27 protein-coding genes and 1 tRNA gene are annotated in these 26,004 nt (G+C 60.6%); 8 read left to right on the top strand and 20 right to left on the bottom strand.

What is annotated here, in order from left to right; all coding sequences use genetic code 11:
• Positions 1–107: 107 nt before the first annotated feature.
• A tRNA-Leu gene (locus HY17_RS06745) sits at positions 108–192 on the bottom strand.
• An 85-nt stretch (positions 193–277) separates the two neighbouring features.
• On the opposite strand from HY17_RS06745, the gene lipB reads away from it, so the two are divergent.
• A complete protein-coding gene (gene lipB, locus HY17_RS06740; RefSeq protein WP_034764815.1) occupies positions 278–976 on the top strand; it encodes a lipoyl(octanoyl) transferase LipB in 699 nt (232 codons plus the stop codon).
• Here lipB and HY17_RS06735 read toward each other — a convergent pair.
• The 5 genes from HY17_RS06735 to HY17_RS06715 all read right to left on the bottom strand — a co-directional run bounded on the left by HY17_RS06735 (position 961) and on the right by HY17_RS06715 (position 5,686).
• Positions 961–1,734, bottom strand: coding sequence for a hypothetical protein (locus HY17_RS06735; RefSeq protein WP_034764677.1), 774 nt, complete (start codon positions 1,732–1,734; stop codon positions 961–963). The two genes, lipB and HY17_RS06735, sit on opposite strands and share 16 nt — an antisense overlap.
• A 27-nt stretch (positions 1,735–1,761) precedes the next feature.
• On the bottom strand, positions 1,762–2,286 hold the full coding sequence (locus tag HY17_RS06730; protein WP_034764674.1) for a DUF805 domain-containing protein: 525 nt from the start codon (positions 2,284–2,286) through the stop codon (positions 1,762–1,764).
• A 164-nt stretch (positions 2,287–2,450) separates the two neighbouring features.
• Positions 2,451–2,900 (bottom strand): DUF805 domain-containing protein, encoded by a 450-nt coding sequence (locus tag HY17_RS06725; RefSeq protein ID WP_034764672.1) that lies wholly within the window; start codon positions 2,898–2,900, stop codon positions 2,451–2,453.
• Positions 2,901–3,001: 101 nt separating this feature from the next.
• Positions 3,002–3,535: a DUF805 domain-containing protein gene (locus HY17_RS06720; protein ID WP_034764670.1), complete on the bottom strand. Its 534-nt coding sequence runs from the start codon at positions 3,533–3,535 to the stop codon at positions 3,002–3,004.
• A 147-nt stretch (positions 3,536–3,682) separates the two neighbouring features.
• Positions 3,683–5,686: an acetyl/propionyl/methylcrotonyl-CoA carboxylase subunit alpha gene (locus tag HY17_RS06715; RefSeq protein WP_034764666.1), complete on the bottom strand. Its 2,004-nt coding sequence runs from the start codon at positions 5,684–5,686 to the stop codon at positions 3,683–3,685.
• A 148-nt stretch (positions 5,687–5,834) separates the two neighbouring features.
• Here HY17_RS06715 and HY17_RS06710 point away from each other — a divergent pair, with 148 nt between their 5' ends.
• A complete protein-coding gene (locus tag HY17_RS06710) occupies positions 5,835–6,803 on the top strand; it encodes a hypothetical protein (RefSeq protein WP_051599786.1) in 969 nt (322 codons plus the stop codon).
• On the opposite strand, the gene HY17_RS06705 is transcribed toward HY17_RS06710, so the two are convergent.
• Positions 6,800–7,261 carry an ion channel gene (locus HY17_RS06705; RefSeq protein WP_034764664.1) on the bottom strand — a complete coding sequence of 154 codons (462 nt, stop codon included), beginning with the start codon at positions 7,259–7,261 and terminating at the stop codon, positions 6,800–6,802. The genes HY17_RS06710 and HY17_RS06705 overlap by 4 nt on opposite strands.
• Before the next feature lie 129 nt (positions 7,262–7,390).
• On the opposite strand from HY17_RS06705, the gene HY17_RS06700 reads away from it, so the two are divergent.
• The 4 genes from HY17_RS06700 (at position 7,391) to ald (ending at position 12,255) form a co-directional block, all read left to right on the top strand.
• Positions 7,391–8,206, top strand: coding sequence for an SDR family NAD(P)-dependent oxidoreductase (locus HY17_RS06700; RefSeq protein ID WP_051599785.1), 816 nt, complete (start codon positions 7,391–7,393; stop codon positions 8,204–8,206).
• Between the two features lie 174 nt (positions 8,207–8,380).
• On the top strand, positions 8,381–9,058 hold the full coding sequence (locus tag HY17_RS06695; protein ID WP_034764661.1) for a TorF family putative porin: 678 nt from the start codon (positions 8,381–8,383) through the stop codon (positions 9,056–9,058).
• A gap of 170 nt (positions 9,059–9,228) precedes the next feature.
• A complete protein-coding gene (locus HY17_RS06690; protein ID WP_051599784.1) occupies positions 9,229–11,052 on the top strand; it encodes a cation:proton antiporter in 1,824 nt (607 codons plus the stop codon).
• Between the two features lie 87 nt (positions 11,053–11,139).
• Positions 11,140–12,255: an alanine dehydrogenase gene (gene ald / locus HY17_RS06685; protein ID WP_034764659.1), complete on the top strand. Its 1,116-nt coding sequence runs from the start codon at positions 11,140–11,142 to the stop codon at positions 12,253–12,255.
• Positions 12,256–12,339: 84 nt separating this feature from the next.
• Here ald and HY17_RS06680 read toward each other — a convergent pair whose 3' ends face one another.
• A complete protein-coding gene (locus HY17_RS06680; protein ID WP_051599783.1) occupies positions 12,340–12,873 on the bottom strand; it encodes a phospholipid-binding protein MlaC in 534 nt (177 codons plus the stop codon).
• 536 nt (positions 12,874–13,409) lie between these two features.
• Between HY17_RS06680 and HY17_RS06675 the strand changes: the two genes are divergently transcribed.
• Complete coding sequence (locus HY17_RS06675) at positions 13,410–14,690, top strand: tyrosine-type recombinase/integrase (RefSeq protein ID WP_233348679.1); 1,281 nt, start codon at positions 13,410–13,412, stop codon at positions 14,688–14,690.
• Here the strand turns inward: HY17_RS06675 and HY17_RS06670 are convergent.
• Positions 14,678–15,298 carry a hypothetical protein gene (locus HY17_RS06670; RefSeq protein ID WP_034764656.1) on the bottom strand — a complete coding sequence of 207 codons (621 nt, stop codon included), beginning with the start codon at positions 15,296–15,298 and terminating at the stop codon, positions 14,678–14,680. The genes HY17_RS06675 and HY17_RS06670 overlap by 13 nt on opposite strands.
• 94 nt (positions 15,299–15,392) lie before the next feature.
• Here HY17_RS06670 and HY17_RS06665 point away from each other — a divergent pair, with 94 nt between their 5' ends.
• A complete protein-coding gene (locus HY17_RS06665) occupies positions 15,393–16,427 on the top strand; it encodes a PIN domain-containing protein (RefSeq protein ID WP_034764654.1) in 1,035 nt (344 codons plus the stop codon).
• Positions 16,428–16,442: 15 nt separating this feature from the next.
• Here HY17_RS06665 and HY17_RS06660 read toward each other — a convergent pair whose 3' ends face one another.
• Genes HY17_RS06660 through trbB form a run of 11 tightly spaced genes read right to left on the bottom strand, consistent with a single transcriptional unit; the run spans position 16,443 to position 26,000 of the window.
• Positions 16,443–16,745, bottom strand: a complete 303-nt coding sequence (locus tag HY17_RS06660) for a DUF736 domain-containing protein (protein WP_034764651.1) — start codon at positions 16,743–16,745, stop codon at positions 16,443–16,445.
• A gap of 2 nt (positions 16,746–16,747) precedes the next feature.
• Complete coding sequence (locus HY17_RS06655) at positions 16,748–16,975, bottom strand: DUF2274 domain-containing protein (protein ID WP_034764648.1); 228 nt, start codon at positions 16,973–16,975, stop codon at positions 16,748–16,750.
• A gap of 11 nt (positions 16,976–16,986) precedes the next feature.
• The gene (locus HY17_RS06650) at positions 16,987–18,246 is read right to left on the bottom strand and encodes a TrbI/VirB10 family protein (RefSeq protein ID WP_034764645.1); all 1,260 of its coding nucleotides are present in this window, start codon (positions 18,244–18,246) and stop codon (positions 16,987–16,989) included.
• A complete protein-coding gene (gene trbG / locus HY17_RS06645) occupies positions 18,239–19,240 on the bottom strand; it encodes a P-type conjugative transfer protein TrbG (protein ID WP_034764642.1) in 1,002 nt (333 codons plus the stop codon). The genes HY17_RS06650 and trbG overlap by 8 nt, the downstream gene beginning before the upstream one ends.
• Positions 19,241–19,244: 4 nt before the next feature.
• The gene (gene trbF, locus HY17_RS06640; protein WP_034764639.1) at positions 19,245–19,949 is read right to left on the bottom strand and encodes a conjugal transfer protein TrbF; all 705 of its coding nucleotides are present in this window, start codon (positions 19,947–19,949) and stop codon (positions 19,245–19,247) included.
• A 16-nt stretch (positions 19,950–19,965) separates the two neighbouring features.
• Positions 19,966–21,243 (bottom strand): P-type conjugative transfer protein TrbL, encoded by a 1,278-nt coding sequence (trbL, locus tag HY17_RS06635; RefSeq protein ID WP_034764636.1) that lies wholly within the window; start codon positions 21,241–21,243, stop codon positions 19,966–19,968.
• Positions 21,243–21,971 (bottom strand): P-type conjugative transfer protein TrbJ, encoded by a 729-nt coding sequence (gene trbJ, locus HY17_RS06630; RefSeq protein WP_051599794.1) that lies wholly within the window; start codon positions 21,969–21,971, stop codon positions 21,243–21,245. The genes trbL and trbJ overlap by 1 nt, the downstream gene beginning before the upstream one ends.
• A gap of 9 nt (positions 21,972–21,980) precedes the next feature.
• Entirely contained in the window at positions 21,981–24,416 is a 2,436-nt protein-coding gene (trbE, locus tag HY17_RS06625; RefSeq protein ID WP_034764633.1) for a conjugal transfer protein TrbE, read from the bottom strand.
• Positions 24,410–24,661: a VirB3 family type IV secretion system protein gene (locus HY17_RS06620; protein ID WP_034764631.1), complete on the bottom strand. Its 252-nt coding sequence runs from the start codon at positions 24,659–24,661 to the stop codon at positions 24,410–24,412. Before HY17_RS06620 ends, trbE begins: the two co-directional genes overlap by 7 nt.
• A gap of 12 nt (positions 24,662–24,673) precedes the next feature.
• Complete coding sequence (locus HY17_RS06615) at positions 24,674–25,009, bottom strand: TrbC/VirB2 family protein (protein WP_034764628.1); 336 nt, start codon at positions 25,007–25,009, stop codon at positions 24,674–24,676.
• Positions 24,996–26,000, bottom strand: a complete 1,005-nt coding sequence (trbB, locus tag HY17_RS06610; RefSeq protein ID WP_051599782.1) for a P-type conjugative transfer ATPase TrbB — start codon at positions 25,998–26,000, stop codon at positions 24,996–24,998. Before trbB ends, HY17_RS06615 begins: the two co-directional genes overlap by 14 nt.
• Positions 26,001–26,004 lie beyond the last annotated feature (4 nt).

Raw genomic sequence — 26,004 nt, 5'->3', positions numbered from 1 at the left:
TGTTACATCGCGGAACGCAGTGAAGCGGGAAACATCAATGGATTCATTCATTCGCGAAAATCGATCCTTGATCGATTTTTTGGCGCGGAGCGCCAATCGCGAATGAATGGTGCGGTCGAGAGGACTCGAACCTCCACGGGTTGCCCCACAGCGACCTCAACGCTGCGCGTCTACCAATTCCGCCACGACCGCACTTGTCTCATTCGAGGCGAAGGCGCCGTATAAGGCCCACCTGCCGCTTTGTGAAGCCCCGAATACACCCTATATGCGGGGCGTGATGCACAATTTTCCTCCTGTCCAATGGGCCGTGTCTGATCGGCCGGTTCCGTACGAAGATGCACTGGCCTTCATGGAGGCGCGGGCGCGGGCAATTCATGATGACAGTGCGCCGGAACTTGTCTGGTTCCTGGAGCATCCGCCGCTTTATACGGCGGGCACTTCAGCGAAGCTGGACGACCTTCGGGATCCGTCCCGCTTCCCGGTTTTCGATGCCGGACGCGGCGGGCAATACACCTATCACGGCCCCGGCCAGCGGGTGGCCTATGTGATGCTGGATGTCGGCAAACGCGGCAAGGATGTGCGCGCCTTCGTCCAGAACCTGGAAAAGTGGATCATCACGGCGCTGCAGAGTTTCAACATCGAAGCCGGCCCCCGCGACGGCCGTATCGGTGTCTGGGTCGACCGGACGCAGGCTGGCGGTCCGCAGCGCGAGGACAAGATCGCCGCCATCGGCATCCGGCTGAAGCGCTGGGTCAGCTTCCACGGCATCAGCCTGAATGTGGAACCGGACCTTGAGCACTTCACCGGCATCACGCCCTGCGGCATCGCCGATCCGCGCTATGGCGTGACGAGTCTCGCCGACCTCGGCATCCCGGCCGCGATGGCGGACGCCGACATCGCCCTGCGCGACGCGTTCGAGACGGTGTTCGGCAGCCAGCTCGTGCCGGTGCCCTGCCCGCTTCAGCCCGCCGCGTAAGCCGGCGGTAGCTCTTCCTCACCCTGTGCGATGTCGCTGCCGGTCCGGAACCGGCCGACGCCTCCATTCGGAATGCGGGCGACATAGAGCAGCGACCACAACATCACAAGGAAAGAGGTAGGCACCCAGAGCATCGTGGCAAAGCCGAACCCGCTGCTGGCCGCCATGTCCCGCTCGCTTGGCGGCGGACCAGGCCGGCGGCGCTGTTGCTGCTGTTGTGGCTTCGCCTCGGTATTCGCAGCCGCGGCGCTTTCCCTGGCAGGGGCTTCAGCCGTCACGGCAGGCTTCGGTGCATGCATTTCCTCGTACTTCTTGATGCCGCCCTGAGCACCCAGATAGAAGCCTACCAGACCGAGCATCAGGGGCAGCAGGACGATCATCGCCCAGATCGGGGATTTATGTGCCTCGTTGAAGCGGCGCACATGCGCGACCCAGGAGGTCAGCTCCGTCACTAGCGTGAACACAAAGAACGGCAGCAGCAGTTCCGGGATCGGAAGAACCAGGGCTTCGACCGGCTTCCAGAGACCACTCAAATTCGCCCCGGCGAGCGACGCAACAAAAACGGCGAACACCGGCACGATGAACAACAGGAGCCGTCCCATAAACATCAAGGTCCACGCGCGCGTGAAATGCAGCTTCGGGCTGGAGCCGAGCGGATTGAACAGGACCTGTCCCCAATTCATGTCATGGGGGTTGTCACGGGCATCCTTGATCCAGGGACGGTGCGGATCAATCGCGTCGGGATAGTAGGGTTTCATGCGTGGGCAGGTTCCTTGCGCGGGGAGTCAGGGGGCGTCAGAGCGGCCGGTTGCCGGTCCGTGCGCGTTGGCATCCGGATCGGATGGCAGGCGGGCACCGACCAGGGCGAGGCCGGCGCTGGTGAGCAGAAAACTGGCGAGCGTTGTCAGGGCGGTGCCGCGGGCGATCTGCAGGGCATGCTCCTGCTGGGCCTGCAACATGCCGCCGAAACCGTCCTTCAGCCCGATCTCCTGGATCTGGGTCATCAGTGGCATCATTCCGGGTGACAGGACCGGCAGCAGCACCGCGTTCAGGATGGATGACGCCACGACGAACCCGAACAGGAACAGCAGGTTGAACCAGGCCGTCTGTCCGGCATCGTGCAGCCGTTTTCCGAAAACGCAGAAATAGGCCCACAACATCGGATATTGCAGGATCGCCACACCGATAGAGGCAACGACTGTCAGGACCTGGATGACCGTTCCGGCACCCGTCAGCAGGATCAGGCCACGCAGGAAGTCGCGCGAGCCGATCCGGCCTCTCGGGTTCAGCAGGACATGGGAAATGTCCATAACTTGTAATTCTCCTGTCGTCAGGTCGGGTCGTCTGGCGCGTTCTTATCAATAAACGATAAATTTACGCAAGAGAAACCCGCACAATAAAGAGCCGGACCACGAAAGGGCCCGGCTCGGAAGGTTACGTCCGGCCGCGGCCGGGATCGAGGCGAAAGCCGCGATCAGACGAACGTGTCAGCAGCGCCAGCGGTCGGGTTCGCCGGATCCGGACCATACTTGTTCGGGCCCTTGGTGCCCGGGATACAAGCGATGACGATCATGGCGATGGAAGCGATAAAGCCGACCACCGGGATCACGCTGGCAACGACAAGGCCGAGATAGATCCAGCCAGTCTGGTTGATGTCGTGCAGGCGACGCACAAAGAGTGCGATGCTGGGAATGACAATGGCGAGACCATAGATGGCGATCAGCGCGATCAGGATGAAGCCGATCGGCGAGACTTCCTCGGTGCGCATATTGATGCCGCCCAGACCGAAGAACAGGACCGCCCAGACGATGCCGATGATGAGGTTGAACAGGTAGACCCACCAGTATTCCGAACGCATCGAGCGTCCCTGGAAGTCGACATAACGTGCAAAGAACATTTTTACTGCGTCGGGAAAGCTGACCATTTCAGGTCTCCTTGTGTTGCCGGGCCCCCCCTCTGAAGCACCCGTACGGTTGATCATTCTGACTCGGTGCCGCCCGCCAAGGGCCGGCAGAACTCTACTGACTAACTGAAACTGGTGGCTGCACCGCCCGGACCCGGGCCGTACTGGTTGTCGTTCGGGTCGGTCTTGAACAGGCTCATCACAAAACCGACCACACCCGTTACAATGCCGGTGGACAGGATCGATGGCAGCAGCTGCGCCTGGGACATCCGCTTGGATTCCTGCATGACGTAAGCCATCGCCGCACCCGGATCATTGGAGGAGAGATAATCCTCCATGTTCTCTTCCATCTCGCGCTGCATGGAGGCGACATCCACGCCGAACAGGCCCGGCAGGATAAAACTGGCGACGGCGGAAACGACGATGCCGAGCACGATCATGGCCAGTGTCAGCCAGCCGGTCTTGCCGGCATCGTGGAAGCGTTTCACGTGTACGGCGATCCACGGCCAGATGAAGATGATGCTCGCAAAGCCCAGGAACGGCGACACATAGGCCGAAACGACCGTCAGCACCGCGCTGATGCCGAACAGGATCAGGACGGCCCGCCAATAGGTGGGCTGGTCGATGCGTCCATTCGGACTGAAAAGAAGTTCCATTGCCGGTCCCCGATATGATCTTTAGATACAGGGGAAATCTGCCCTCCCCTCGCAGGACTTGCCGGGCGGCAATCTAGGCCAGCCCGGGCATCCCTGCGGCAGGATAGCGCGGCAATTTGATTATTGGGAGGTTAATTCGCCCCCGATTTAGGAGAACTCGACCATAATTTCGTCGGCCGCGACGCTGTCGCCCGCCGCCACGTTGATCGCTTTGACCGTTCCGGTTGCTTCAGCCCTGATAATATTCTGCATTTTCATGGCTTCGACGACGCAGACAGCTTCGCCTTCCTGCACTTCCTGATCGAGCTCCACATCGATAGACACAACCAGGCCGGGCATTGGCGAAATAATCAACTTCGACGTGTCAGGCTTCGGTTTCTCAGGCAGGCGGGCATGGAGCTCGGCGATCTGCGGCGTGCAGACCAGCGCACGCAGAGACACACCGCGATGACGGAAGACATAGCCTTCGGTCCGGTCCGCAAACTTCACGGCGAATGCCTTGCCGTCCAGCGTGCCTTCGACGAGGTGCTGGCCGGGCACCCAGTCGGTAACCAGCGCGTGCGGCTTGCCGCCATTGATGGAGATTTCTGCATCGCCGTCACCGCCGAGATCCAGCGTGACGGGATATTGCTTGTCGCCAAGAATGACGATCCACTCGCGGCGCGCTTCCGGCACCGGCGCCATGCGGCCGGACGTCAGCGCCGCGCGGCGGGACAGGAAGCCGTGTACATAGGCAGCAGCACAGACCAGCTGGGTTTCCTGCGCCTTCGTCGGCGGCACACCGTCAAAGCCGTCCGGGAACTCGTCCTTGATATAGGCCGTGGTGATGTTGCCAGAGCGGAATCGCTTCTCGTCCATCACGGCGGCGATGAACGGGATGTTGTCCTGAATGCCTTCGATGTGGAACCGGTCCAGTGCTTCCCCATGGACATCGAGGGCCGTGTCGCGGTCCTTGCCCCAGGTGATCAGCTTGGCGATCATCGGGTCGTAGAACATGGAAATCTCGTCGCCTTCGCGGACGCCGCTGTCCATGCGCACTTCGCCTTCGCCCAGCTTACCCTCACCCGGCGGGTGGAAGCGCTTCAGGCGGCCGATAGACGGCAGGAAGTTGCGATACGGATCTTCTGCATACACACGGCTTTCGACTGCCCAGCCATTGATGCCGATATCCGACTGCTTGAGCTTCAGCTTTTCGCCATAAGCGACGCGGAGCATCTGCTCCACGAGGTCGACGCCGGTGATCATTTCGGTGACCGGGTGCTCCACCTGCAGGCGGGTGTTCATTTCAAGGAAGTAGAAGCCCTTGTCCTTGCCGGACGCAACGAACTCAACGGTGCCGGCGCTGTCATAGTTCACAGCCTTGGCAAGGGCGACAGCCTGTTCGCCCATCTTCTTGCGGGTTTCCGGATCAAGCAGCGGCGACGGCGCTTCCTCGATAACCTTCTGGTTCCGGCGCTGGATCGAGCACTCGCGCTCATTCAGGTAAATGCAGTTGCCGTGCTTGTCGCCCAGCACCTGGATCTCGATGTGGCGCGGCTCGAGGATGAATTTCTCGATGAAGACGCGGTCGTCGCCAAAGGAGGATTTCGCCTCCGCCTTCACGGCCGGGAAGCCCTCTTCGACTTCCTTGTCATTATAGGCGACGCGGATGCCCTTGCCGCCGCCGCCGGCCGAGGCCTTGATCATGACCGGATAGCCGATGTCCTTGGAGATCTTCACGGCCTCTTTCGTGTCCTCGATCAGGCCCATATGGCCCGGCACCGTGCTCACGCCGGCTTCGGCAGCGAGTTTCTTGGAGCTGATCTTGTCGCCCATCGCATCAATGGCGAAGGCGTTCGGGCCGATCCAGCCGATCCCCTCTTCTTCGAGGCGCTTAGCAAAGCCGGGGTTCTCGGACAGGAAGCCGAAGCCCGGATGGATCGCTTCAGCGCCGGTGGCCTTCACGGCCTCGATGATCTTGTCGGCAACCAGGTAGGATTCCGCGGCCGGGGACGGTCCGATATGAACGGCTTCGTCCGCCATTTCGACCGCCATGGAGCCAGCATCGGCGTCTGAATAGACGACCACCGTCTGCACGCCCAAACGGCGGCAAGTCTTGATGACACGGACGGCGATTTCGCCCCGGTTTGCAATCAGGATCTTCTTGAACATCTCTACCCCGGCAGGCCTGTTGAAACTTACAGCTTGCCGCAGTTACGCCGCACACCGGAACTTGTCCACACATGACGGAGCGACAAAAGGCCTTGAGAATTGCAGCGATTTATGTTAGTGAACGCTCACTATTGAAAAGGGAGCCGCCATGGCTACGATCCGGATTGATCCGCAGCAATTACAGGCCGCGGGCCTGATTGATGCCGAAATGGCCCAGCTGATTGCGGCGCACGCCTTGCCGGATTCCCGGTTCGGCCTGTTCGTGAACCTGTCCCTGATCATGGGCGCGCTGGCCGTGGCGGCGGGGACAATTGCCCTTGTGCCTGACGCTACGACAGGTCTGCTGCTAGCCATCGTGGCCGTTGCCGCAGCCGAAATCACTCGCCGGTTCGCGCCCGGCGCGTCTCTGAAGGTGCTATCAGCGGGTCTGGCGCTGATGGGGGTTCTGGGCCTCGCCGGCTGGATCGGCTGGCAATATGAAGACGCCCCCGACACAACAATGCCGGCCCTGCTCATCACCATGTTGCTGGGCGCCGGGGCCGTCTGGTTCCGTTCGGCGTTCCTTATGGTCCTGTCCGTCCTGGCCTTCGGCGCCGTCTTCGGCACCGGTACCGGCTACTGGCATGCCTGTTACGGCCTGTTCGTCGAAGAGCCGATCATGACAATCGCCGTGTTCGGCGCGTTGACGGCTGGTCTCTACGCGCTGCGCAGCCGGATCGCCGAAACCTGGAAGAATCTGGCCAGCGTCGCTGCCCGCACAGCCTTCTTCCTTGTCAATTTCGCCTTCTGGGTCGGTTCGCTCTGGGGCGACGACCTCGGCCCGGCCTACCGTTATTCCGATGAGACCGACTGGGAAACCTGGCGCGCGGCCACCACACATGTGCCTGAAGCCGTGTTTTCCATCGGTTGGCCCGTCCTGCTGGTCGCGATTATGGCGCGCAGCCGGAATGGCGGTTTCCTGTCGGTGACATCGACCGTTTTCCTCGCGATCCACGCTTATACGCAGTATTTCGAAACGTTCGGCGCCCACCCGTGGACGCTGCTGGTTGGCGGGATTGTCCTTGTGGGCCTGGCGGTCGGCGCAGCGAAGCTGATGAAACTGCCAGCGAACACCTAGTCGTCCAGACCCTCGATCTTGGCTTCGAATGCCCGCACGCGGGCTGTCAGGGAGACAAGGAAGGCGGTCGACCAGCTGATCAGCAGGAAGCCGTTCATGGATTCCGCCACGCCCAGCATCCGCCATTTGTGCGACAGGATCACGTCGCCAAAGCCGACGGTGGTGAAGGTCGAGGTGGAGAAATAGACCGCCGTTTCGATCTGGTGCAGTTCACCCAGGAAAAGATAGGCGAAGGCATAGAGCCAGATCTGCAACGAATGCAGCGCAAACAGGCTGAACACGACGATCAGGATACCAATCCCCTGGCCCAGGGTTTCGCCCATTTTCGACGTCCGGCGCCGGAATTCCCGCCCCCGCTGGCGCAACAGGGCTGTCAGGCCGACCAGCCCGGCAAAGTGAATCGAGAACGTGATAGCGACCATGACTGTCGCCACAGCCAGATTCTGGAACAGGATCATGTCCTGAGCCTCCATAATTACACGCCTGTTTACCCAACAGCCATTTAGCTTTCGTTGACGGAGCGAAAATCTGCCGCCACAAGCGCAGTCACAGCAGAAGACACACTAAAACAGGCAGGGAGGCCGGACATGGCAGACAGCAAGGATCTCGCAGGGCGCAAGGCGATCGTCACAGGGTCGGCCACCGGGCTTGGACGTTCGATTGCCCTGCGGCTGGCCGAGCGCGGTGCCGATGTGATCATCAACTGCACCAAGTCCGTCACCGATGCCGAACAGACTGTTTCCGATTGCCAGGCTGCCGGCGCGCAGGCCCGGCTGGTGCAGGCGGATGTCTCCACCGAAGAAGGCTGCAAGGCCCTTGCGGATGCCGCCAGCACCTGGGGCCGGCTGGATATTCTGGTCAATAATGCGGGAATCACCCGTCACGCCCGCGATCATGCGGACCTTGATGCCCTCTCCCGGCAGGATTTTCTGGACATCTACGCCGTCAACGTCGCAGGCCCTTTCCTGATGATGCAGGCCTGCAAGTCGCTTCTGGTGAAATGCCATGAGGAAACGGGCCGGGCGGCCGCAGTGCTGAACGTGTCCTCCATTGCAGGCGTCACCGGGGTCGGCTCTTCGGTCGCCTATGCTGCCTCCAAAGGCGCTTTCAACACGATGACGCTGTCTTTGGCCCGGGCACTCGCCCCGGCGATCAGGGTTAACGCAATCTGTCCGGGATTCATCGGCACGCGCTGGTTCAAGGATCAGATGGGTGAGGAACAGTACCGGAAAATGGAGGCGGGTGTCGCCGCGTCAGTCCCGCTCAATGTGGCCAGTGGCCCCGATGATATTGCAGATTCGGCCGTTTTCTTCTGCACGGATGCGAGTCGGCATGTGACCGGCGAAACGCTGCTTGTGGATGCTGGAATGCATCTCGGTTACGCGCCTTTGGTGGCTCGCTAACGCATTCGTGACGCCCAAATTCGAGGCAGCACTGCCTCAAGTCTGCTCAATTCAGCGGCGATCCTTAACTCGGTACCCGGATAACTTCTTTTTCAGTCCGCCGCTGCACAAAGGCGCGGCAATCTGACCCCGGCGCTCAACGAAGCGCGCTTATCAAGAACGGGGAAGTTCAAAATGGTATCCAAGTTTACACGGGCGGGGGTCGCCCTCGCAGCACTCGCCGCCGCAGCCGGCGGCGCCTATGCGGAAGGCGAATGGTCGGGCAATGTCGCGCTGACGACTGACTATGTCTGGCGCGGGGTTTCGCAGTCCAACGAAGATTTCGCCATCCAGGGCGGCTTCGATTACTCCAATGGCATGTTCTACGCCGGCACCTGGGCGTCGAACGTTGATTTCGGCGACGAGCCGGAAGACGCCAACCTGGAACTGGACCTGTATGGAGGTCTCGCGGGGGAGACTGAAAGCGGGATCAGCTGGGACGTCGGCTTCATCTACTACGCCTATCCGGACACGGAAGAAGCAGACTACGACTTCGTCGAACTGCAGGGTGCGCTCGGCTACACATTCACCGGCGGCGTATCCGTCGGCGGCGCCGTGTACTGGGATCCGGACAATGAGAACATCTATGTCGAAGGGTCTGCCGGTTACTCCTTCACCGACAACTTCTCGATGGATGCAACGGTCGGCAATTACAGCTTCGATGCTGGCGGCGACTACACCAACTGGTCGCTCGGCGGCACCTACTCCCTGCCGATCGGCATCGATGTCGACGTGCGTTACTGGGATACGGATGTGGACGGTGTCGGCGTCTCTGACGAGCGCGTTGTCCTGACACTGGCGAAGTCCCTCTAAGGCTTCGAATTGCTCCAACTGCGCGGGGATCATGCCCTCCTCCACGCGCAGCAAGGTGAAGGCCGCTGGTTCCCGCCGGAACTGGCGGCCTTTGTTTTACCCCATTCCCTTCCTATCTGTAGCATAACGGGGGTACCCCAAAACCAGATTGGCCAGAAGGAGACGATTGCGTGGCAGCCGAGTTCACCCCTGTGCAAGCTGTGGATGCGCTCGTCCCGGCGATCACGCTGCTGGGTTTCGGCGCGGCATCCGCACTGGTGACGAAAGCCGCGCGGCTGAGCCCCATCGTCGGCTACCTCATTGTTGGCATACTGATCGGGCAATACGGTCTGGACCTGATTCACGAAAGTTCGGCCACGCACCTGCTTGCTGAACTCGGCGTTGTGTTCCTGTTGTTCGACATCGGCATGCATGTCTCCATGCGCGAGCTGAAGGAAAGCCGGCGGGACCTGCTGGGCCTTGCCCCGGCACACCTGATGCTGACCGGCCTGATGAGCGCCGGTGCGCTCTGGATGATCGGGATCGCCTGGCCAATTGCGCTGGCCGTCGGGCTCAGCCTTGGCCTGTCCTCCACGGCCGTTGTTGCCCGTATCCTGACAGAGCGGGAACAGAATTCCTGCCCCATCGGGCGCGCCGCCACGCATGTCCTGATCTTCCAGGACATGGTGGCGATCTTCCTGATGATCTACGCCACATCGCTGGGCGGCGCGGAAACCGGCGCCTCCGGCCTTGCGGGCGTCATCTCCACCCACCTCCTTGCCGGGGCCGACCTGCCGCTGATTGGCTCCTTGGCCCTCTCGCTGGTGCAGGCGGGGCTCGCCTTCTATGCCGCGGTGCTGGCCGGCAAGTTCCTGATCAATCCGATCTTCCGCACGCTGGTGGCGATCCGCAACGAGGAAGCCTTCACGGCCTTTACCCTGCTGTTCGTGCTGGCCGCCGCCTGCGCAACGGCCATGAGCGGCCTGTCGCTGACGCTTGGCGCCTTCCTGGCCGGCCTCGCCGTGTCCGGCACGCCCTACCGCCACGAAGTGCAGACCGAGATGGCCCCTTTCCGCAGCCTGCTCCTCTCCTTCTTCTTCATCAGCGTGGGCCTGTCCATCGACGTGCCTGCCCTCCTCCGCAACCTGCCGCTGGTCCTGCTGGCCGCCGGCGGCCTGATCGGCTTCAAGACCGCGCTGGGCTTTGCCGCCGCGCGTCTCAATGGCTGGAGCGTGCCGGGCGCAACGCAGATGGCCTTCCTGCTGGCGCAAGGGTCGGAATTTACGCTCGTCGTGCTGTCGCTCGGCGCCATCGTCACCGGCATGCCCGGCCCGCTGATGAGCAGCGTGGTCGCCGCCGTTGCGCTGTCGCTGGCCATCGCGCCGGTCTGGGCGGACCTCGGCGCGCGCCTCTCCCGCGAGATCGTGCGCCGGACCCAGTCCCGAACGGAGGCGGCGCCGGCCAGCACTCCGCTGCTCGACCGCCCGGTCATCATCGTTGGCATGACGCAGACCGGCCGCCTCGCCGTCGACGCACTGGAAGATCACGGCATCCCCTATCTTGCGACGGAGTTCGACCCGGACCGGCTTCTGTCTGCTGTTGCGGACGGATACCGCGTCTCATTCGGCGACGCGTCGAACCACAAGCTGATCGAGGCGATCGGCGGCAACCAGGCCCGTGCCATGGTGCTCGGCATTCCGCGCTACGAAGTCTCGCTTGAAGTGACACCGGTCGTGAAGCGGCGATTCCCAGATCTCAAACGTTTTGTCACCGTCGACAATGGCGAGGACATGGAGCGGTTTTCGAATCTCGGCATCCGCACCCATTTCGCGATGGGCGAACCGCGCGGCATCGAAATGGTGATCGATATGCTGAACGCGCTTGGCGTGCCTGAAGAAAAGGTCAGCGCCTGGATCAGCTACGAAACCGAACGCTTCGCGATTGGCGAAGCCAAGTCTGACGAGGATGATGACGACCTCGATCCCGCGGAGCCGGACCTCGACAAGGCCGCCTGACGCGCGCCTGACGCCCGGAGGAAGTGTGGGCTGGAAATTGCGTAGAATGAGGTCTATAGACACCATCATTCCCCTCAGGAGGCTGAAATGCGCATTGGTGTTCCAACAGAAATCAAGAAACAGGAATCTCGTGTCGGCCTGACACCGGAAAGCGTTGGCGAGCTGGTCCGGGCTGGCCACGTGGTCGTCATTCAGGATGGCGCAGGCCTCGGGTCCGGTTTCCCAAATGAGGATTACACCAGGGTCGGCGGCAAGATCCTGCCAGACGCAGACGCCGTTTTCAAAGACGCCGAACTGATTGTGAAGGTGAAAGAACCGCAGCCGGAAGAGACCGCGCGCCTCACGCCGGAGCACACGCTCTTCACCTATCTCCACCTCGCGCCGGACCCCGTGCAGGCCGAAGGCCTCAAAAAGTCAGGCTGCCTCGCTATCGCCTATGAGACCGTCACCGATGCGCAGGGCGGCCTGCCGCTGCTGCGCCCGATGAGCCAGGTGGCCGGCCGCATGTCGATGCAGGTCGCGGCCTGGGCCCTGATGCGCACCAAGCGTGGCCGCGGCATCCTGCTGGGCGGCGTGCCGGGGGTCATGCCCTCCAAAGTCGTCATCATCGGCGGCGGTGTCTCCGGCACCCACGCGGCAGAGATCGCGGTCGGCATGCGCGCAGACGTGACCGTGTTCGACCGCAACAATCGCCGCCTCGACGAGCTCGACAGTGAATTTCGCGGCAGCCTGAAGACGATGTACTCCACGGCCCATTCCCTCGCCGAAGCCATCAAGGAAGCCGATCTTGTTATCGGCGCCGTGCTGATCCCCGGCGCGGCCGCCCCGAAACTGGTCACGAAAGCGCAGCTGAAGACCATGAAGCCGGGCGCCGTGCTCGTCGATATCGCGATCGACCAGGGCGGCTGTTTCGAGACCAGCCACGCCACCACGCACGAAGACCCGATCTATGAGGTCGACGGCGTGCTGCACTATTGCGTGGCCAACATGCCGGGCGCCGTGCCGCGCACATCCACCTACGCCCTGAACAACGCCACCCTGCCCTTCGTGATGCAGATTGCGAACCTCGGCGCGCGTGAGGCGATCAATGTGAACCCGCACCTCGCCAACGGCCTGACGGTCGACGCCGGCAAGATCGCGCATGAGGCTGTCGCCCATGATCTCGGGGAAGACTATGTCCGCCCGGCCTGGCTGAAAGCCTGATCCCGGCCGAAGCCGACTGGAAACAAGCAAAAGCCGTCCGGACGCACCGGACGGCTTTTAATTTTTACACAGACTAAATCAAAGTCAGGACAGCGCCGCAATGGCGTCATCAATCGTGGCGCGGGGACGATCAAGGATCGCGCTGATCTGGGCGCGCTGTTCGATGGCCAGCCACAGGCCGAGCACTTCGACGTCCACGACGCGCCATTCGCCGTTCCGCTCGATCACGCGCCAGCGCACGGTCATCGGGTCTTCGCCCTTTGGCGTGACCCGGGTTGCGACGATGGAGTCGGTCGCGCTGCGGTCCTTGGACCCAAGCACAACGATTTCGGCTTCCTGGAACTTGTCGGCATTATCCCGGAACGTGTCTGACAGGAACACGCTGAGCGCCTCGGTGAAGCGGGCTTGTTCGTCTGCACTGACACGGCGGGCGTGCTTTCCGAGGGCGAAGCGGGCGACGGCGGCGATATCGATCGAACGGGTAAAGGCTTCTTCGCCTTTCACCGGATCGGAAATGTCGGCCGCAGCGCCTGCAATCAGCGCCTCGGCCTCTGGGCCTGCCAGCGCCGGCAGCGGCGCCAGGGCGATGACGGCGGATGCGATGAGCGTGCGGATCATGAAACTCAATCCTTCAGGTTGAACGACACACTACATATGGCGTGCCACCCCGCTGAGTTCCCCGAGTAACTATATAGTAATCATGCGGATTGCGCATGAACCCGCCCTCTTGAAACGGCCGAATCCGAATCAGGCGCGGCTTTTGTGCCACATCGAAACAGTTCTGTTTCAGGCTGAAGCGATACGGACCTGCTTGTGTTTTTCCGGTCACAAGCCCCTGCGCCTAAAAGAGTTTTTGGTAAACCGGCCGGTAACCACAAAAAGAACGTCCAAACAGCCGCCTGCAGCCGGGCCAAACGTGCGGAGATCAGGCTTTGAAAAAATAAACCGGGAAAACGGGGTGGTGCGCGCTGTGGGACTCGAACCCACACTCCCGAAGGATGGGGATTTTAAGCGTGCCAAAATACCTTTTGCAACAGGTGCGAAAGGAGTGCATGCTTTGCGAAATTCTAATATATATCAACGGCTTGCGACATGCGATATTTTGAGCATGCGCTCAGTCATTTTGCATCCATTTCGGGGGTTTTCCGGCCTTTTTGGCCCCCAACAAACACCCCGAAAGTCGTCCGTTTTTTCGACACAAGAGATGCGAAATCCGTCATGCGCGGAGGGTGCCTGATATGCCCGTCGCCAAACTTACCAAGACAGTTGTCGAGAACGCAAAACCGAAATCAACAACCTACGAACTGCGCGATACCGAAGTGAAGGGATTCCTTCTCAAGGTCACGCCGAACGGCGCGAAGACGTACTATCTCGCCTATACGACGCTTCGACGTAAACGCCGCAAGCCGAAGATTGGCGACGCCATCGTGTTCAAGGTGCAGGAAGCCCGCGACATCGCCCGGTCCTGGCTCCAGGAAGTCCGCGCTGGCGAGGACCCAAGCGCCAAGCGACAGGACATCCGGCAGTCCCTGTCTGTTGCCGATCTTTGCGAACGGTTCATCCGTGATCACTCTGAGCTCTTCAACAAGCCGAGTACGACCAAAGGGTATCGCCAGCAGATCGCCCAACGGGTTCTGCCTAACCTCGGCGCGAAGGCCGTCACTGAAGTCAGCCGGTCTGACATCATCAAGTTCATGAAAGACAATGCTTACGCGCCGACGCAGGCTAACCGCACCCTCGCCATGCTCAAGAAGATGTTCAATTGCGCCGAGCTTTGGGGCCTGCGGGAGGAAGGCACCAACCCGTGCCGGCTCGTGAAAATGTTCAAGACACAGCCCAAAACACGGCTCCTCACCGATAGCGAAGTAAAGGCTATCTTTGACGCGATGGAGAAGGCCGAGGCCGAACGTCTGATGGAGCCAGTCTATCTTCTCGCCTGTCGCCTGCAGTTTGCATTTGCCGCGCGCATCAATGAAATCCTGCTGCTTGAATGGTCATGGGTGGATTTCGAACGGCGTCTCATTCGCTGGCCGGACAGTAAGACCGGCGGCATGGAGAAATTCATGGACGCCCCCACCATCGAATTGCTTCAAGAAGCGCCCTCTCGCGACAAGTCCCCCTTTGTCTGCCCGGCTGTAACCGATCAGGACCGCCCGCTCAGTAGAGAAACCTATTACTCAAGCGGCTGGAAACGCATTCTCGTTCTCGCAGGGGTCGCGCATTGCGGCACACACCATGTCCGACATCGCGCCGCAACCGACATTGCCAACGCAGTCAGCAATGTGCGAACCGGCATGACCATGACGGGACACAAGACGGTGCAGATGTATATGCGGTATATTCACCCCGAAGAGGAACGCATTCGGGCCGCTCAAGATCGCATTCGAGCTGAGCGCCGCCGGATCATTAGCGGCAAAACTACTTATTCGACCTGATCGCCAGGTGCCGGTGGATCGCCAAATTCAATCCGGTCAAGGACAGTCTCCACAAAGGGTTGCACATGTAAAACCGCCTCCCAGTCGGCGTTCCGCCATCGGCCCGAGAGTTCGATCTCTCCAGTCAAATACCAGAAGCGTTGAACCTCCCCCTGCCCTTCAACCACATATGGATCAACGTCTTCGTATAGGGGGCGAATAATTAGAGCATGTACAATCTTGTTGCAGGCCTCGCGAAGATCAAAGTCGCGGCCTTCCAGATGGCCAATTTCATCCAGCCCCCGTGTTGCATTGGCGTGAGCGCCATAGGCTTGCGCAGACGATGAGTTACGCAGGATGTCGTCATAGGTTCGCGTAAGGAGCGCAAGCTGAAGCAGGCGTTCTGATATTGCGCGTTCGGCGAATTCGGTCTGAAGCGCCCAAAGCCTGGAGGCTGCGAGATCAATGGCTTCGCCAAGCTCAATGGCTTCGGCTTCAAGAGCCATCATTTCGTCGGCAAGCGTTTTCGACCCGCCGAACACGTTGAGAAGATCAAAACAGATAGCTCTGATCGCATCACGATTCACATGATGGGCGCGATTTTCCGATGACCAATATGGATTATCCATGGCGCCTATTGAAACGGGGTTTGATAAAAAGGAAAAGCCCAGCGTTTCGGCAAGAACGGCTATATGATTAGTGGCGACTGGAGAGAATTTTCCTATGACTTATCATATTCTGATCGATACCAGTGTCTGGCTCGACTTGGCGAAAGACGCACGTAACCTACCTGTTGTTACGGCGCTCGAAGAATTGACCAAGGGCGGCGATGTCGTTCTGGCAGTCCCCGATATTGTCCGCACGGAGTTTGAGCGAAACAAAATCCGTGTTCTTGGCGCCGCTCAACAAAGCCTTAGATCTCATTTCCAATTAGTTCGACAGGCCGTCCAAGCGTTATCCGATGATCCTGACAAGGAAGCCGCATTAGGCGCGCTATCGGAAGTTGATCGGAGGATCAAAGTCGACTCGCAAGATGTCACACGCGTCATTGAGAGGATTGAAGCCTTACTAGCTGCGGCTCCTGCCTCTCCGCAAACCGAGCAGCAAATGATGCGTGTAACGACCCGCGCTTTGACCAAACGCGCGCCGTTTCACCGGGACAAGAACTCCGCCCCCGACGCCCTGATCATTGAGGCATATGCCGATCTTATCGGCGGTGACACTGGCAAGAAGAATCAGTTCGCACTGGTCACGCACAATTATCGAGATTTCAGCGCAGTGAACACCGACCGCCGCCAACCACATCCCGATCTGGCTGATCTTTTCTCGGATGAAAAATCCACTTATTGGCTGTCGCTGCCGGACCTTCTTGCCTCGATTGACGAGGATCTTCTTCCCAATCACGATCTTGAATTTCAAGGCTGGGATGAATCCCGACGATTGTCCGAAATTGTCGACGCGGAACACTTTCTCTATCTGCAAGTCTGGTACAATCGCCATTGGAACAGGCGGGTCGCTATCGACAAAGGAAAAATCAAGATTGTGCCGGAGGCTGAGTACGATCGGACGACATACCGAGCGGATCAAATCCTGGATTCGACATGGGAAGGCGCACTCGCCGCCGCCAAGAGAACTGAGGACGAGCTTGGCGAAGACAATATCGGTCCTTGGGATGACTTCGAATGGGGCATGATCAACGGCAAACTGTCTGCGCTCAGATGGGTGCTGGGCGACGAGTGGGATATGCTCGATACATGATCGACAATGAAGGACTCACCGAGACCAGACCATGACTCCGGTCCCCTCCTCGGCATTCTCGAAGAAGGCCGCCCGGATCGGCCCGGCGAAACTCGGATCATCGAGCTTCAGCGCCAGATAACGCTTCGCGCCGTCCTTGCCCTCTTCCATCCAGCCTGCGCCAAGTTCGGCGCCGCCTGCATAGACACGATAGTCAGGCGCGGACTCCTTCGATTTGTCCTTGTTCGGCACGATCTTGGCTTTGACGTTGATCGTCATCGTCCTGATCGTCCCGACAAAGCTGTCTTCGGTTTTCGAAAACGTGCCGATGGTCGCCATTGCTAGTTCTCCTCTTGGTGAAGTTGTTTCCGGGCGCGTTTGAACGCAGCGTCTGCGTTCAGAAATCCGTCCAGCATGAAGGGAGCGAGATCTTCGATGCGTTCCTTGGAGCCGTAGGATCGCTCATAGATCGCAGCATAATCTGTCAGCGCCGCATGAAGATCCGGATCGACGGCGATGGTGAGTTTGACCGGCGTCCGGTCAGGCAGCTTTCCGAGTCTCAGAGACATGAGGCATTCCTTTATTCATACGGACGAAGGATGAGATCGCGGGTGACGATCACACGCAGCGGCCAGCCTGGCCTAACCTTCAGTGTAGGTTGGATATTGAGATTCCGGTCGACAACACGCTGGCCAGCCTGATTGGCCGTATCCTGAAAACTGTCCCGGACGGCGTTGGCAATCTCGTCATTGCTATCGACCGCAAGCTCGGTGCCGATGCCCAGGAGCGAAGCAAGGCCAGCGGCCGTGAAGACGCGGCCCCAATGATTGTCCACCTTGTCTGACAGGCCCGCATATCCCGACTGGTCTGCGCCCGGCAGTGCATCAATCTGGATGGAGGCGCCATTGGGAAACAGCACGCGGTCCCAGACCACGAGGGCGCGATCCTGGCCGAATGAGACCTGACTGTCGTAACGTCCGATCAGGCGAGCGCCCTGCGGAATCAGCAGATGTGCGCCCGAGACGGTGTCGTAAACCGGCTGCGTCACCTGCGCGATGATCGTCCCCGGCAAATCGGAATTCAAACCGGTAATCAGGCTTGCCGGAATGATCGTGCCCGCCATCACCTGATAGGGAGAGGCCGGCTCGACAATCCGGTACGAATTGTAGATGGAGGCGTCCGCCACATCCGCTGCGAATGCGATTTTGGAGGACTGCAGATTGGCGTCCCGGCTTGCCGGACCGGCGGGCAACGCCCCCCCGCCGGCAAACGCCGCCGTCGCTTCGGTCAGCGCCGCAAATGGGTCGACCGGCTGTGGCGTTTCCCTTGGCGCGGGAGCCGAACGCTGACCGCCCTGCACCTGAAAGAAGACCGGGGATTCGAGACTTTCCTGCGCGAGCTTCGCCTGGCGGATACGCTCGGCGCGTTCGGCCTCCGAGGCAGGGTCAGGCCTGAAATCATAGACAGGCTCAGCAATTGGGTCCGGCTGCAATCCAAGCTCGCGCTCGGTCTGGACAAAGGTTGCGCCCAGATCCCCGGACAATGCCGGTCCCAATGCCGGCGCATCGACGGCAACGGGCCGGACCTGATCATAAGACGCCGGCAATGCGGCCAAAGCATCAGCGGTCGGCTTGTTTCGCGTGTTGTAAAGCTCGCGCGGCTCATCCTTGCCAGACACTTTTGGCGGATCGAGCGCAATGGAAGCGGCCAGGAAGAGCAAGACGCATCCAATACAAGCCGCAGTAATCACGACCTTTCGGTTGATCTGCGTCACCGGCTTCGGCTTGGCGCGGAGTTTCAGCGCTTCGGCCTGCTCCTCAAACGGGATCGGTTCAGCCATCGCTCCGTCCCCCAAAGAGTGATGCACGGCGTGGCCCCGCCTTGACGATCCGGACGATGGTCTGGTTCTTCTCGCCATGGCGCAATTCGGCGCGGGCGAAGAGCCGGTCGACAATATAATATTGTCCGCGGACCCTGTAATTGACGAGTTGGGCGTCGCCACCTGTCCCCACAACAAAGAGCGGCGGTGCGTCGGTCGTTTCGATGTTGTCCGGCATCTGGATGAAAACATGCCGCCCGTCGTCGAAAACACGCACCGGGCGCCAGTCCGGCCGGTCGCCTTCGACGCGATAATCGAAATTCAGATCAGCGAGCGTTAGTCCGCGCGCGATCGTGCGGTCCGCTTCGGCCTTGGCGCGGGCGTTTCGCGTCCGCAGGGATTCCAGCTCATCCTGCGGGTAGCGCCAGGACAGCGCCGCCATGTAGGAGCCGGATGTTGATTCCAGTTCGAGGTGATAGGTCCGCCGGTCTGTAGCGATCATCAGATTGGTCGAGAGGTTCGCCGAAATCGGTTTGACCAGCACATGCGCACGGCTGCCGTCCGATCCGCCCGACATGGTGTCGCCCACGACCCAACGCACAGTATCGCCTGCGGAGACAGAAATCAGCTCTTCGCCCGGCTGCAGTGCGATGTCGGAAACCTGGCCCGGCGCACAATACAGGCGATAAAGCGCTCCTTCCGTATAAGGGTAGACCTGTACGGCGTTCATATAGCCATCGATTGATGGTTCGACCTGCGCCTTGATGCGGCCTTCGCGGATGGCGTCGGTGGGTGACGACGACGACGTCGGCGACACGCGGGGCGTCGGCGTTTCCTTCATTTGCCCCGGCAGCGGCAGCGGCGTCACGGTCTCGACAATCTCGACCGGGAGCGCGGCTTCTTCGACCACTTCGATCGCTTCGAAATAGTCATCGTCCGAAACCTGCTCCACCGGATAGCTGGCGCAGCCTGTGAGCGCCGCAACGAACGCAATAGCTGGGATGGCTTTGAACATGACTCTACTCCTGTATCGATGTGCTTGTATTGAGATCTTGGCCCCAGTTCAGGCCATGTATGAAAATGCCGAGCGGGTTCTTGCGCAGGGTCTCGGCATCGGTCGGCGGATCGAGGATGACCGTCATCAGGGCGGTGAAACGCTCGGTCTTGGTGTGTGCTGAATTTTCGAAAGTGCGCTCAACCCAGCGCGCCTGAAAGCTGTCGTCAGAGACGCGCACTACGCTGATGACATCGACCGTGCGCGACCGCCGCCCGACGTTTTCGAAGGGATCATTGTCGCGCGCATAGTCGTTGAGAACCATGGCGCCCTTGTCGGTGGTGTAGTCATAGGCCGAAAGCCAGTTCTGACGCACCACGACCGGATCGACAGAAAGTCCGCGTACATCTTCTAGGAAGCGCGCCAGATGATGAGCGATCTGAGCGTCGGATACGTCGTAGCGCAGCGTGGCGGGGCCGACCGCCTGGACCGCGCCCAGTTCATCGACCTCAACGACATAGGGCGTGACCGTCGATTGCAGGGAGCGCCAAACAAGACCAGCCGACGAAGCGACGGCCAGCGCCAGGCATCCGAAAGCCATATAGCGCCAGTTTGTCGCCTGTGCGCGGGCCGAACCGATGCGCTCATCCCAGACCTGACCGGCCTTCTGGTAAGGCGTTTCAGGTGCGGCCGTATCGCCATAGGCGACCGATGATCGTTTGAATCTCATTGTTTCTCCTCCTCCCCTACTCGTCATCTTTGCCACTCAGCACTGGCGCAGCGCCGCCCGATGACCCGTCCGCGGAGCGAAGGGAATGCGCGGCAAGGCCTCCGGCGTCGCGGACATTTTGTTGGGCTTGAAATCGCTTTGCCCAGTTGTCGTTACGCGGAACGGAGGCGCCTGAGGCAGCCGCAATCGTTCCGGCCGACGATGTTCCGCCGGTTGCGGCGAACGCTCTTGCGCCGCCATTCGCATAGGCGGTCCTCAGGGATTCGGCTCCCGCCATCCCCGCCGCCGCCCCCGCCACGCCGGACTTTCCAGACGCGATCTTGCCGAGGCTGAAACTGGTCGATGTGGCGCCCGCCAGCGAGGTTCCGGCTTTGATGGCTGAGGATGCGCCGCCCACGACGGCGCCTGCCGCCGCGCGGCCGCCTACGGCCCCGGCATAGGCGCCGGCGGCAAGGCCGCCAACCGTCCCGACAGCGGCGCCGGCGCCGAGCTGCGGAGCGCCAGTGATCAGGCCGGCGGCGATGCCGGGTCCGAAGATCCCAAGCCCAAAGATTGCAACGGCGGCGAGCGTCGTGGAAAGCGCCTGTTCCATTGTGACGTCGCCTGCCGAGAATGAAGACGCCATCGTGCCGAACGCCGTCGAGCCAATCCCGACAATGATCGCCAGCACCATGAGTTTGATGCCGGACGTAATGACATTTCCAAGGACACGTTCTGCGAGGAAGGTTGTCTTGTTCCAGAGCGCGAAGGGCACAAGGATGAACCCCGCCAGCGTCGTCAGCTTGAACTCCAGGATCGTGATGAAGAGCTGCACCGCTAGGATGAAGAAGGACAACAGGACGATGACCCAGGCGAAGAACAGGATCGCGATGGTCACGAAATTATGGAAGAAAGCGATCGGTCCCGTGAGGTCGCCAATTTCCTCCAGCAAGGGTTTGGCCGCATCATAGCCGGTCGCGGCAATGAAGCCCGGCCGCATCAGGTCGGCCGCGGTCATGGTCGACCCGCCTGCACGCAATCCCAGTTCGGCAAAACTCTCGAAAACGATGCCGCTCAGCAGCGCGAAATTTCCGATGATGAATGCGAAGAAGCCGACATAGAGCACCTTCTTCAAGAGCTGCGCGATGACATTGGTGTTGTCCGACATCGCCCAGAACAGACCTGCGAGCGTGATGTCGATGGCGATCAGGAACGAGGTCAGATAGGCGACATCGCCGGACAGGAGCCCAAAGCCGCTGTCGATATAAAGTGAGAAGGTGGCGAGGAAGGAGTCGATAACGGAGAGATCGTCCATTATGAACCTCCGCCCGGCGTATAGGATGAGCCGCCGCTCAGGAAACGGTCGAGCCGGGCCTTGCCGCGCTCGCGTTCAGCCAGTTCACGCGACTGTTCCATCGCGTCGGCGCGGTATTGCGCAGCAAGCAGCGTCTGTATCTGCATGATCTGTTCAGCGGAGAGCGCCGCTATCTGGTTGCCCGCCTGCAGCGCGGCGAGATTGCCCACCGCACCCTGACTGTCGCCGACAAGACTATGCAGTTTGTCGATGTCGTCGCGGATATTGGTGACGACCTGCGCCTGGACCTGCAGGGCGTGTTTGTAGGCCGAGCGCGACTGCTTCCAGGCATCGCGGGCTTCGGTGACGATAACCGGCGTCGGCGGCGGACTGGCCCCGTAGGTTTCGCGGTACACCACCTCATATTCGGTTTCGACTTCCGCAACCTTGTAGGAAATGCCTTCGGCGACCCTGATCAGCTGATCGACGGTGAGCATCTTATCCCGGATGTCATCGGCGATTGAGGATGGCAGGTTTTCGAGATCCTTGGCCATGTTATCCAGCATCTCGATTTCATGAGCGAGCTGCTGGATCTGCTGATTGATCTCCTGCAGGGAGCGAACGGCGGTGAGGATGTTCTGCGAATGATTGGCCGGATCGTAGACAATCCCGCCGAACTGGGCGTGCGCGGGCGGCGAAACTGCAACCGGCGCAACGGCCAAAACCAATACCATCAGTAAGCGTTTCATCATCGCCTCCTATTCCGCCGCCATGACCGGCGCGGATTTCACACAGGGCGCTTGCGCAAGAAGCTCTGCCGCCCACCCAAGATCCTTCGCTGTCAGGAATGCCGACGCGAAATCACCGCCTGCTTCGATCAGCTCATCCATGAGTTTCTGATCGCTCGGACTCGATGCGCCGCAAAAGGCGAGCGCGACGGGTCCAAGGCCGATTTCGAAAACGCGGGCGCCGCGCGATGACTGAAAGTAGTAGTCCCGCTGCGGTGTGGACTGAGAAATGATCTCGATCTGGCGCGGGTTCAGCCCGAAGCGTTCGTAGATTTCGCTTTGCTGTGATTCGACCGCGCGTTCATTCGGCAGGAAAATGCGCGTCGGACAGCTCTCGATGACGGCCGGGGCGATTGAGGAATTCGCAATGTCGGAAAGCGACTGGGTCGCGAAGATGACGGCAACGTTCTTCTTGCGCAACGTTTTCAGCCATTCGCGCAGGCGGGACGCAAACAACGGGTCGTCCAGGAAGAGCCACGCCTCATCGAGAATGATCAGTGTGGGGCGTCCATTGAAGCGATCTTCGAGACGGTGAAACAGATAGGTAATGACCGGGGCGACCGCGGAAGTCGACCCCATCAAATCTTCCATCTCAAAACAGACCGTGTCCGCCAGCGCCAGGTCGTCGTGGTCGGCGTCAAGCAGGCGGCCATGCGCGCCTTCCAGCGTATAGGGATGAAGCGCGGCTTTCAGCTCGTCATGCTGGATCAGCATGACGAGCCCGGTAAGGGTGCGCTCCGTGATATCCGCCGATGCGAGCGACTGGATTGCTGACCACAGGGCTTCTTTCTTGTCCGGCGTCATCTCGACGCCTTCCTTTACCGCGAGGCCGGCCAGCCAGTCGGCGGCAAACGTGGCGCCGCTATCGCTGTCCACATCACGCAACGGTTGAAGCGACGGGCTTGACGCGCCGCCAAGATCGATATGGGCGCCGCCCATGGCGAGGGTCGCTGCGCGCGCCGACCGGCCCTTGTCGAAAATAAAGACCTGCGCATCCGGGTAACGGCGCCATTGCATGGCGATTAGCGCCAACAGGACGGACTTGCCGGCGCCCGTCGGGCCGACAACCAGCGTGTGGCCAACGTCGTTGACATGCAGGTTGATCCGGAACGGCGTCGTGGAATGCGTGTGCCCTTGTATCAGCGCCGGTGCGTTGAGATGCCTGTTGGTCAGCTCCCCGGCCCAGACCGATGAGAGCGGCGTCATGTGCGCAAGATTGAGCGTATGCAGAACGGGCTGGCGAACATTCGCGTAAACATGGCCCGGTAAGGAGCCGAGCCAGGCTTCGACCCCGTTCAGGCTTTCACGAATGGCGGTGAAGCCGCGTGCTGAAATGACCTGCTCGGCGGCGCGCAATTGCGCATCAACGTCGGCGCGGCCTGCGCTCGTTACGGTTACTGTCGTGGTGACATAGCCGAACGAGACAAGATCACTGCCCAATTCCTGCAAAGCAGCATCAGCATCCGCCGCCTTATTGTCAGCGTCATTATCGACAAGGGCGGCCTGTTCATTGAACATCACCTCGCGGATGATGGCGCCCATATTCTTGCGTTTGGCAAACCAGTGGCGGCGCTGACGGGTCAGCACTTTTTCCGCTTCATGCTTGTCCATGGCGATGAAGCGAGTCGCCCAGCGATAGGAGAAGCCCTGACGATTGAGGTCGTCGAGGATGCCCGGCAATGTCGAAGCCGGAAATCCCAGGATGGTCAGCGTCCGCAGATGATGATCGCCGATCATCGGCTCCAGCCCGCCGGAAAAATCCTCATCGGCGAGAATGGAGTCCAGAAACACCGGAATCTCAGGCGGCGTCACAGAATGGCGTTTTGTCGAGACGCAATCATGCAGATAGGTGAGCGTTTCGGCGTCATCGAGGGGCGCGATTTCCTGCAGCGCATGTGACAGGAGATCGTAGGCGCGGTCACACTGTGAAACGAAGGCGTCGAGCCGGTCACGCCAGCCCTGCGCATCATGTTTTTCCGCGCGCTCGATCAATGCCTTCTCGGCGCGGCCTTTCGCGTCGGCGGGCGGCAGCCACAGGAGCGTCAGATAATAACGGCTCTCGAACTGATCCCCGCATTCTTCAAACCGCAAGCGCCGCTCCTGCTCGACAAGCCAGGATGCGGGATCGTCAAAATCCGAATGCGGATAATCATGGGCTTCCTGTCGCGCCGCTTCGAAGAACAAAGCCCAGCCGGAGCTGAAGCGGCGCAGCACATTGTTCACGCGCGCCATGACGGCCACCAGCTCGGCCTGCGTCGCGCTTTCAAGGTCAGGCCCGCGATAGCGATAGGTCTTCTGGAACGAGCCGTCCTTGTTCAAAATCACACCCGGCGCCGGCAGGCACGCCCAGGGCAGATAATCGGCAAGCAGCTTTGGCTTTTCCTGATATTCCCGGAGGTTCAGCATGTGAGATGCCCTTTGTGTCTGAGGGAGCGCATGGCGACGGCCATGAAATCGGGATCGGCCTTCGCCGCCCATACCGCTGCGGTGTGGCCGCAGATCCAGACCAGCAGGCCCGGTATCCAGAGGCGCAACCCAAGCGCCAGCGCTGCTGCGAGCGTGCCGATCAGGATGGCGGCCGAACGCGGCGCGCCGCCCATCAGGATCGGCTCAGTCAGCGAGCGGTGCAGCGGGATTTCGTAACCGTCCATTCTCCCCTCCGCCTACAGAACGACAGCGCCGCCGCCGAAGGAGAAGAAAGCGAGAAAGAAACTTGTCGCCGCGAACGCGATGGAGAGTCCGAAAACGATCTGGATCAGCTTGCGCATGCCGCCAGAGGTTTCGCCAAAGGCGAGCGCGAGGCCGGTCATGATGATGACAATGACGGCGGCAATCCGGGCCACCGGCCCTTCGATCGATTGCAGGATCTGGTCGAGCGGACCTTCCCAGGGCATGCCGGAACCTGCCGCATGAGCCGGTGAGGCAAGCAGGAAGACCGCCAGAATGAATATGGTGGAATGCACAAGCCACAGGATTTGACGGCTGTTATTGAGAACCATGATGACCTCCTTGGGGTTCGCAAATGAGTTCGGGGCCGGTGAGCGGCGCGAAGACATAATTGTCGTCATTGACGCCGGTGACGCGCAGGGCCTCCTCGACCCGGCGCGCGCCGTCGCGCCGAGCCATGAAGATGACGACGTCGATCGCTTCGGCGATCAGCTTGCGCGGGGGCAGATTGACGGCCTCACCGGCCAATTGTTCGAGACGGTCGAGCGCCGCCTCCGCAGAATTTGCATGCAGAGTCGTGATCCCGCCCGGATGGCCGGTATTCCATGCCTTGAGGAGGTCGAGCGCTTCGGGGCCGCGCACCTCGCCGACGACAATCCGGTCAGGGCGAAGCCGCATCGTGGAGCGCACAAGCTGCGTCAGCGTTACGCTGTTCCGATGCGTGCGGAGTGATACGGCGTTTACCGCAGCGCATGTCAGCTCGCGGGTATCTTCCAGGATGACGACGCGGTCATTAGCAAGGGCGGTCTCCGCCAGCAGCGCATTGGTGAAAGTTGTTTTGCCGGAAGATGTGCCGCCGGCGATCAGGATGTTCGATCGGTCCGCCAGGTGTCGCCTGAGCGCATCAGCAATGGCGGGCGCCAGCGCACCCTGATCGACATAATCCTGAAGAATGAAGGGAGTCGCCGCAGCTTTGCGGATCGCAAAGCATGGCGCCTCCGAGACAGGGGGCAGCAGACCCTCGAACCGCTCGCCTGAACCAGGAAGCTCGGCGGAGATAATCGGCGACGACCGGTCACACCTCTCGCCAATGGAGCTCGCCACCAGGCGAATGATCCGCTCACGCGCATCGCAATCCAGCGTTTCCGCCTCCCGGACAATCCCGATTCCGGCGCGCTCTATCCATACGCTGCCATCGGCATTAGCAAGGATTTCGATGACATCATTGGCTTCCAACGCCGCGCGCACAGCGCCACGGCAAGCTGAACGCAGCATGGTCTGGCGGCGGTTAGACGTTTCCGTATGCTGGGTGCCGTGCGACATTGGC

Source organism: Hyphomonas sp. CY54-11-8 (genome assembly GCF_000682735.1).
Classification (GTDB): domain Bacteria; phylum Pseudomonadota; class Alphaproteobacteria; order Caulobacterales; family Hyphomonadaceae; genus Hyphomonas.
This window is presented reverse-complemented; position numbering and strand designations above follow the sequence as displayed.

Coding starts and splice junctions, on each gene's coding strand:
- HY17_RS06620 (WP_034764631.1), bottom strand. CDS start 24,661: ATGGACGGTTACGAAATCCCGCTGCACCGCTCGCTGACTGAGCCGATC.
- HY17_RS06735 (WP_034764677.1), bottom strand. CDS start 1,734: ATGAAACCCTACTATCCCGACGCGATTGATCCGCACCGTCCCTGGATC.
- HY17_RS06655 (WP_034764648.1), bottom strand. CDS start 16,975: ATGTCTCTGAGACTCGGAAAGCTGCCTGACCGGACGCCGGTCAAACTC.
- HY17_RS06665 (WP_034764654.1), top strand. CDS start 15,393: ATGACTTATCATATTCTGATCGATACCAGTGTCTGGCTCGACTTGGCG.
- HY17_RS06615 (WP_034764628.1), bottom strand. CDS start 25,009: ATGGTTCTCAATAACAGCCGTCAAATCCTGTGGCTTGTGCATTCCACC.
- lipB (WP_034764815.1), top strand. CDS start 278: ATGCACAATTTTCCTCCTGTCCAATGGGCCGTGTCTGATCGGCCGGTT.
- HY17_RS06705 (WP_034764664.1), bottom strand. CDS start 7,261: ATGATCCTGTTCCAGAATCTGGCTGTGGCGACAGTCATGGTCGCTATC.
- trbE (WP_034764633.1), bottom strand. CDS start 24,416: ATGCTGAACCTCCGGGAATATCAGGAAAAGCCAAAGCTGCTTGCCGAT.
- HY17_RS06715 (WP_034764666.1), bottom strand. CDS start 5,686: ATGTTCAAGAAGATCCTGATTGCAAACCGGGGCGAAATCGCCGTCCGT.
- trbB (WP_051599782.1), bottom strand. CDS start 26,000: ATGTCGCACGGCACCCAGCATACGGAAACGTCTAACCGCCGCCAGACC.
- trbF (WP_034764639.1), bottom strand. CDS start 19,949: ATGAGATTCAAACGATCATCGGTCGCCTATGGCGATACGGCCGCACCT.
- HY17_RS06680 (WP_051599783.1), bottom strand. CDS start 12,873: ATGATCCGCACGCTCATCGCATCCGCCGTCATCGCCCTGGCGCCGCTG.
- HY17_RS06720 (WP_034764670.1), bottom strand. CDS start 3,535: ATGGAACTTCTTTTCAGTCCGAATGGACGCATCGACCAGCCCACCTAT.
- ald (WP_034764659.1), top strand. CDS start 11,140: ATGCGCATTGGTGTTCCAACAGAAATCAAGAAACAGGAATCTCGTGTC.
- HY17_RS06670 (WP_034764656.1), bottom strand. CDS start 15,298: ATGGATAATCCATATTGGTCATCGGAAAATCGCGCCCATCATGTGAAT.
- trbL (WP_034764636.1), bottom strand. CDS start 21,243: ATGGACGATCTCTCCGTTATCGACTCCTTCCTCGCCACCTTCTCACTT.
- HY17_RS06700 (WP_051599785.1), top strand. CDS start 7,391: ATGGCAGACAGCAAGGATCTCGCAGGGCGCAAGGCGATCGTCACAGGG.
- HY17_RS06725 (WP_034764672.1), bottom strand. CDS start 2,900: ATGGTCAGCTTTCCCGACGCAGTAAAAATGTTCTTTGCACGTTATGTC.
- HY17_RS06730 (WP_034764674.1), bottom strand. CDS start 2,286: ATGGACATTTCCCATGTCCTGCTGAACCCGAGAGGCCGGATCGGCTCG.
- HY17_RS06695 (WP_034764661.1), top strand. CDS start 8,381: ATGGTATCCAAGTTTACACGGGCGGGGGTCGCCCTCGCAGCACTCGCC.
- HY17_RS06710 (WP_051599786.1), top strand. CDS start 5,835: ATGGCTACGATCCGGATTGATCCGCAGCAATTACAGGCCGCGGGCCTG.
- trbG (WP_034764642.1), bottom strand. CDS start 19,240: ATGTTCAAAGCCATCCCAGCTATTGCGTTCGTTGCGGCGCTCACAGGC.
- HY17_RS06650 (WP_034764645.1), bottom strand. CDS start 18,246: ATGGCTGAACCGATCCCGTTTGAGGAGCAGGCCGAAGCGCTGAAACTC.
- trbJ (WP_051599794.1), bottom strand. CDS start 21,971: ATGAAACGCTTACTGATGGTATTGGTTTTGGCCGTTGCGCCGGTTGCA.
- HY17_RS06660 (WP_034764651.1), bottom strand. CDS start 16,745: ATGGCGACCATCGGCACGTTTTCGAAAACCGAAGACAGCTTTGTCGGG.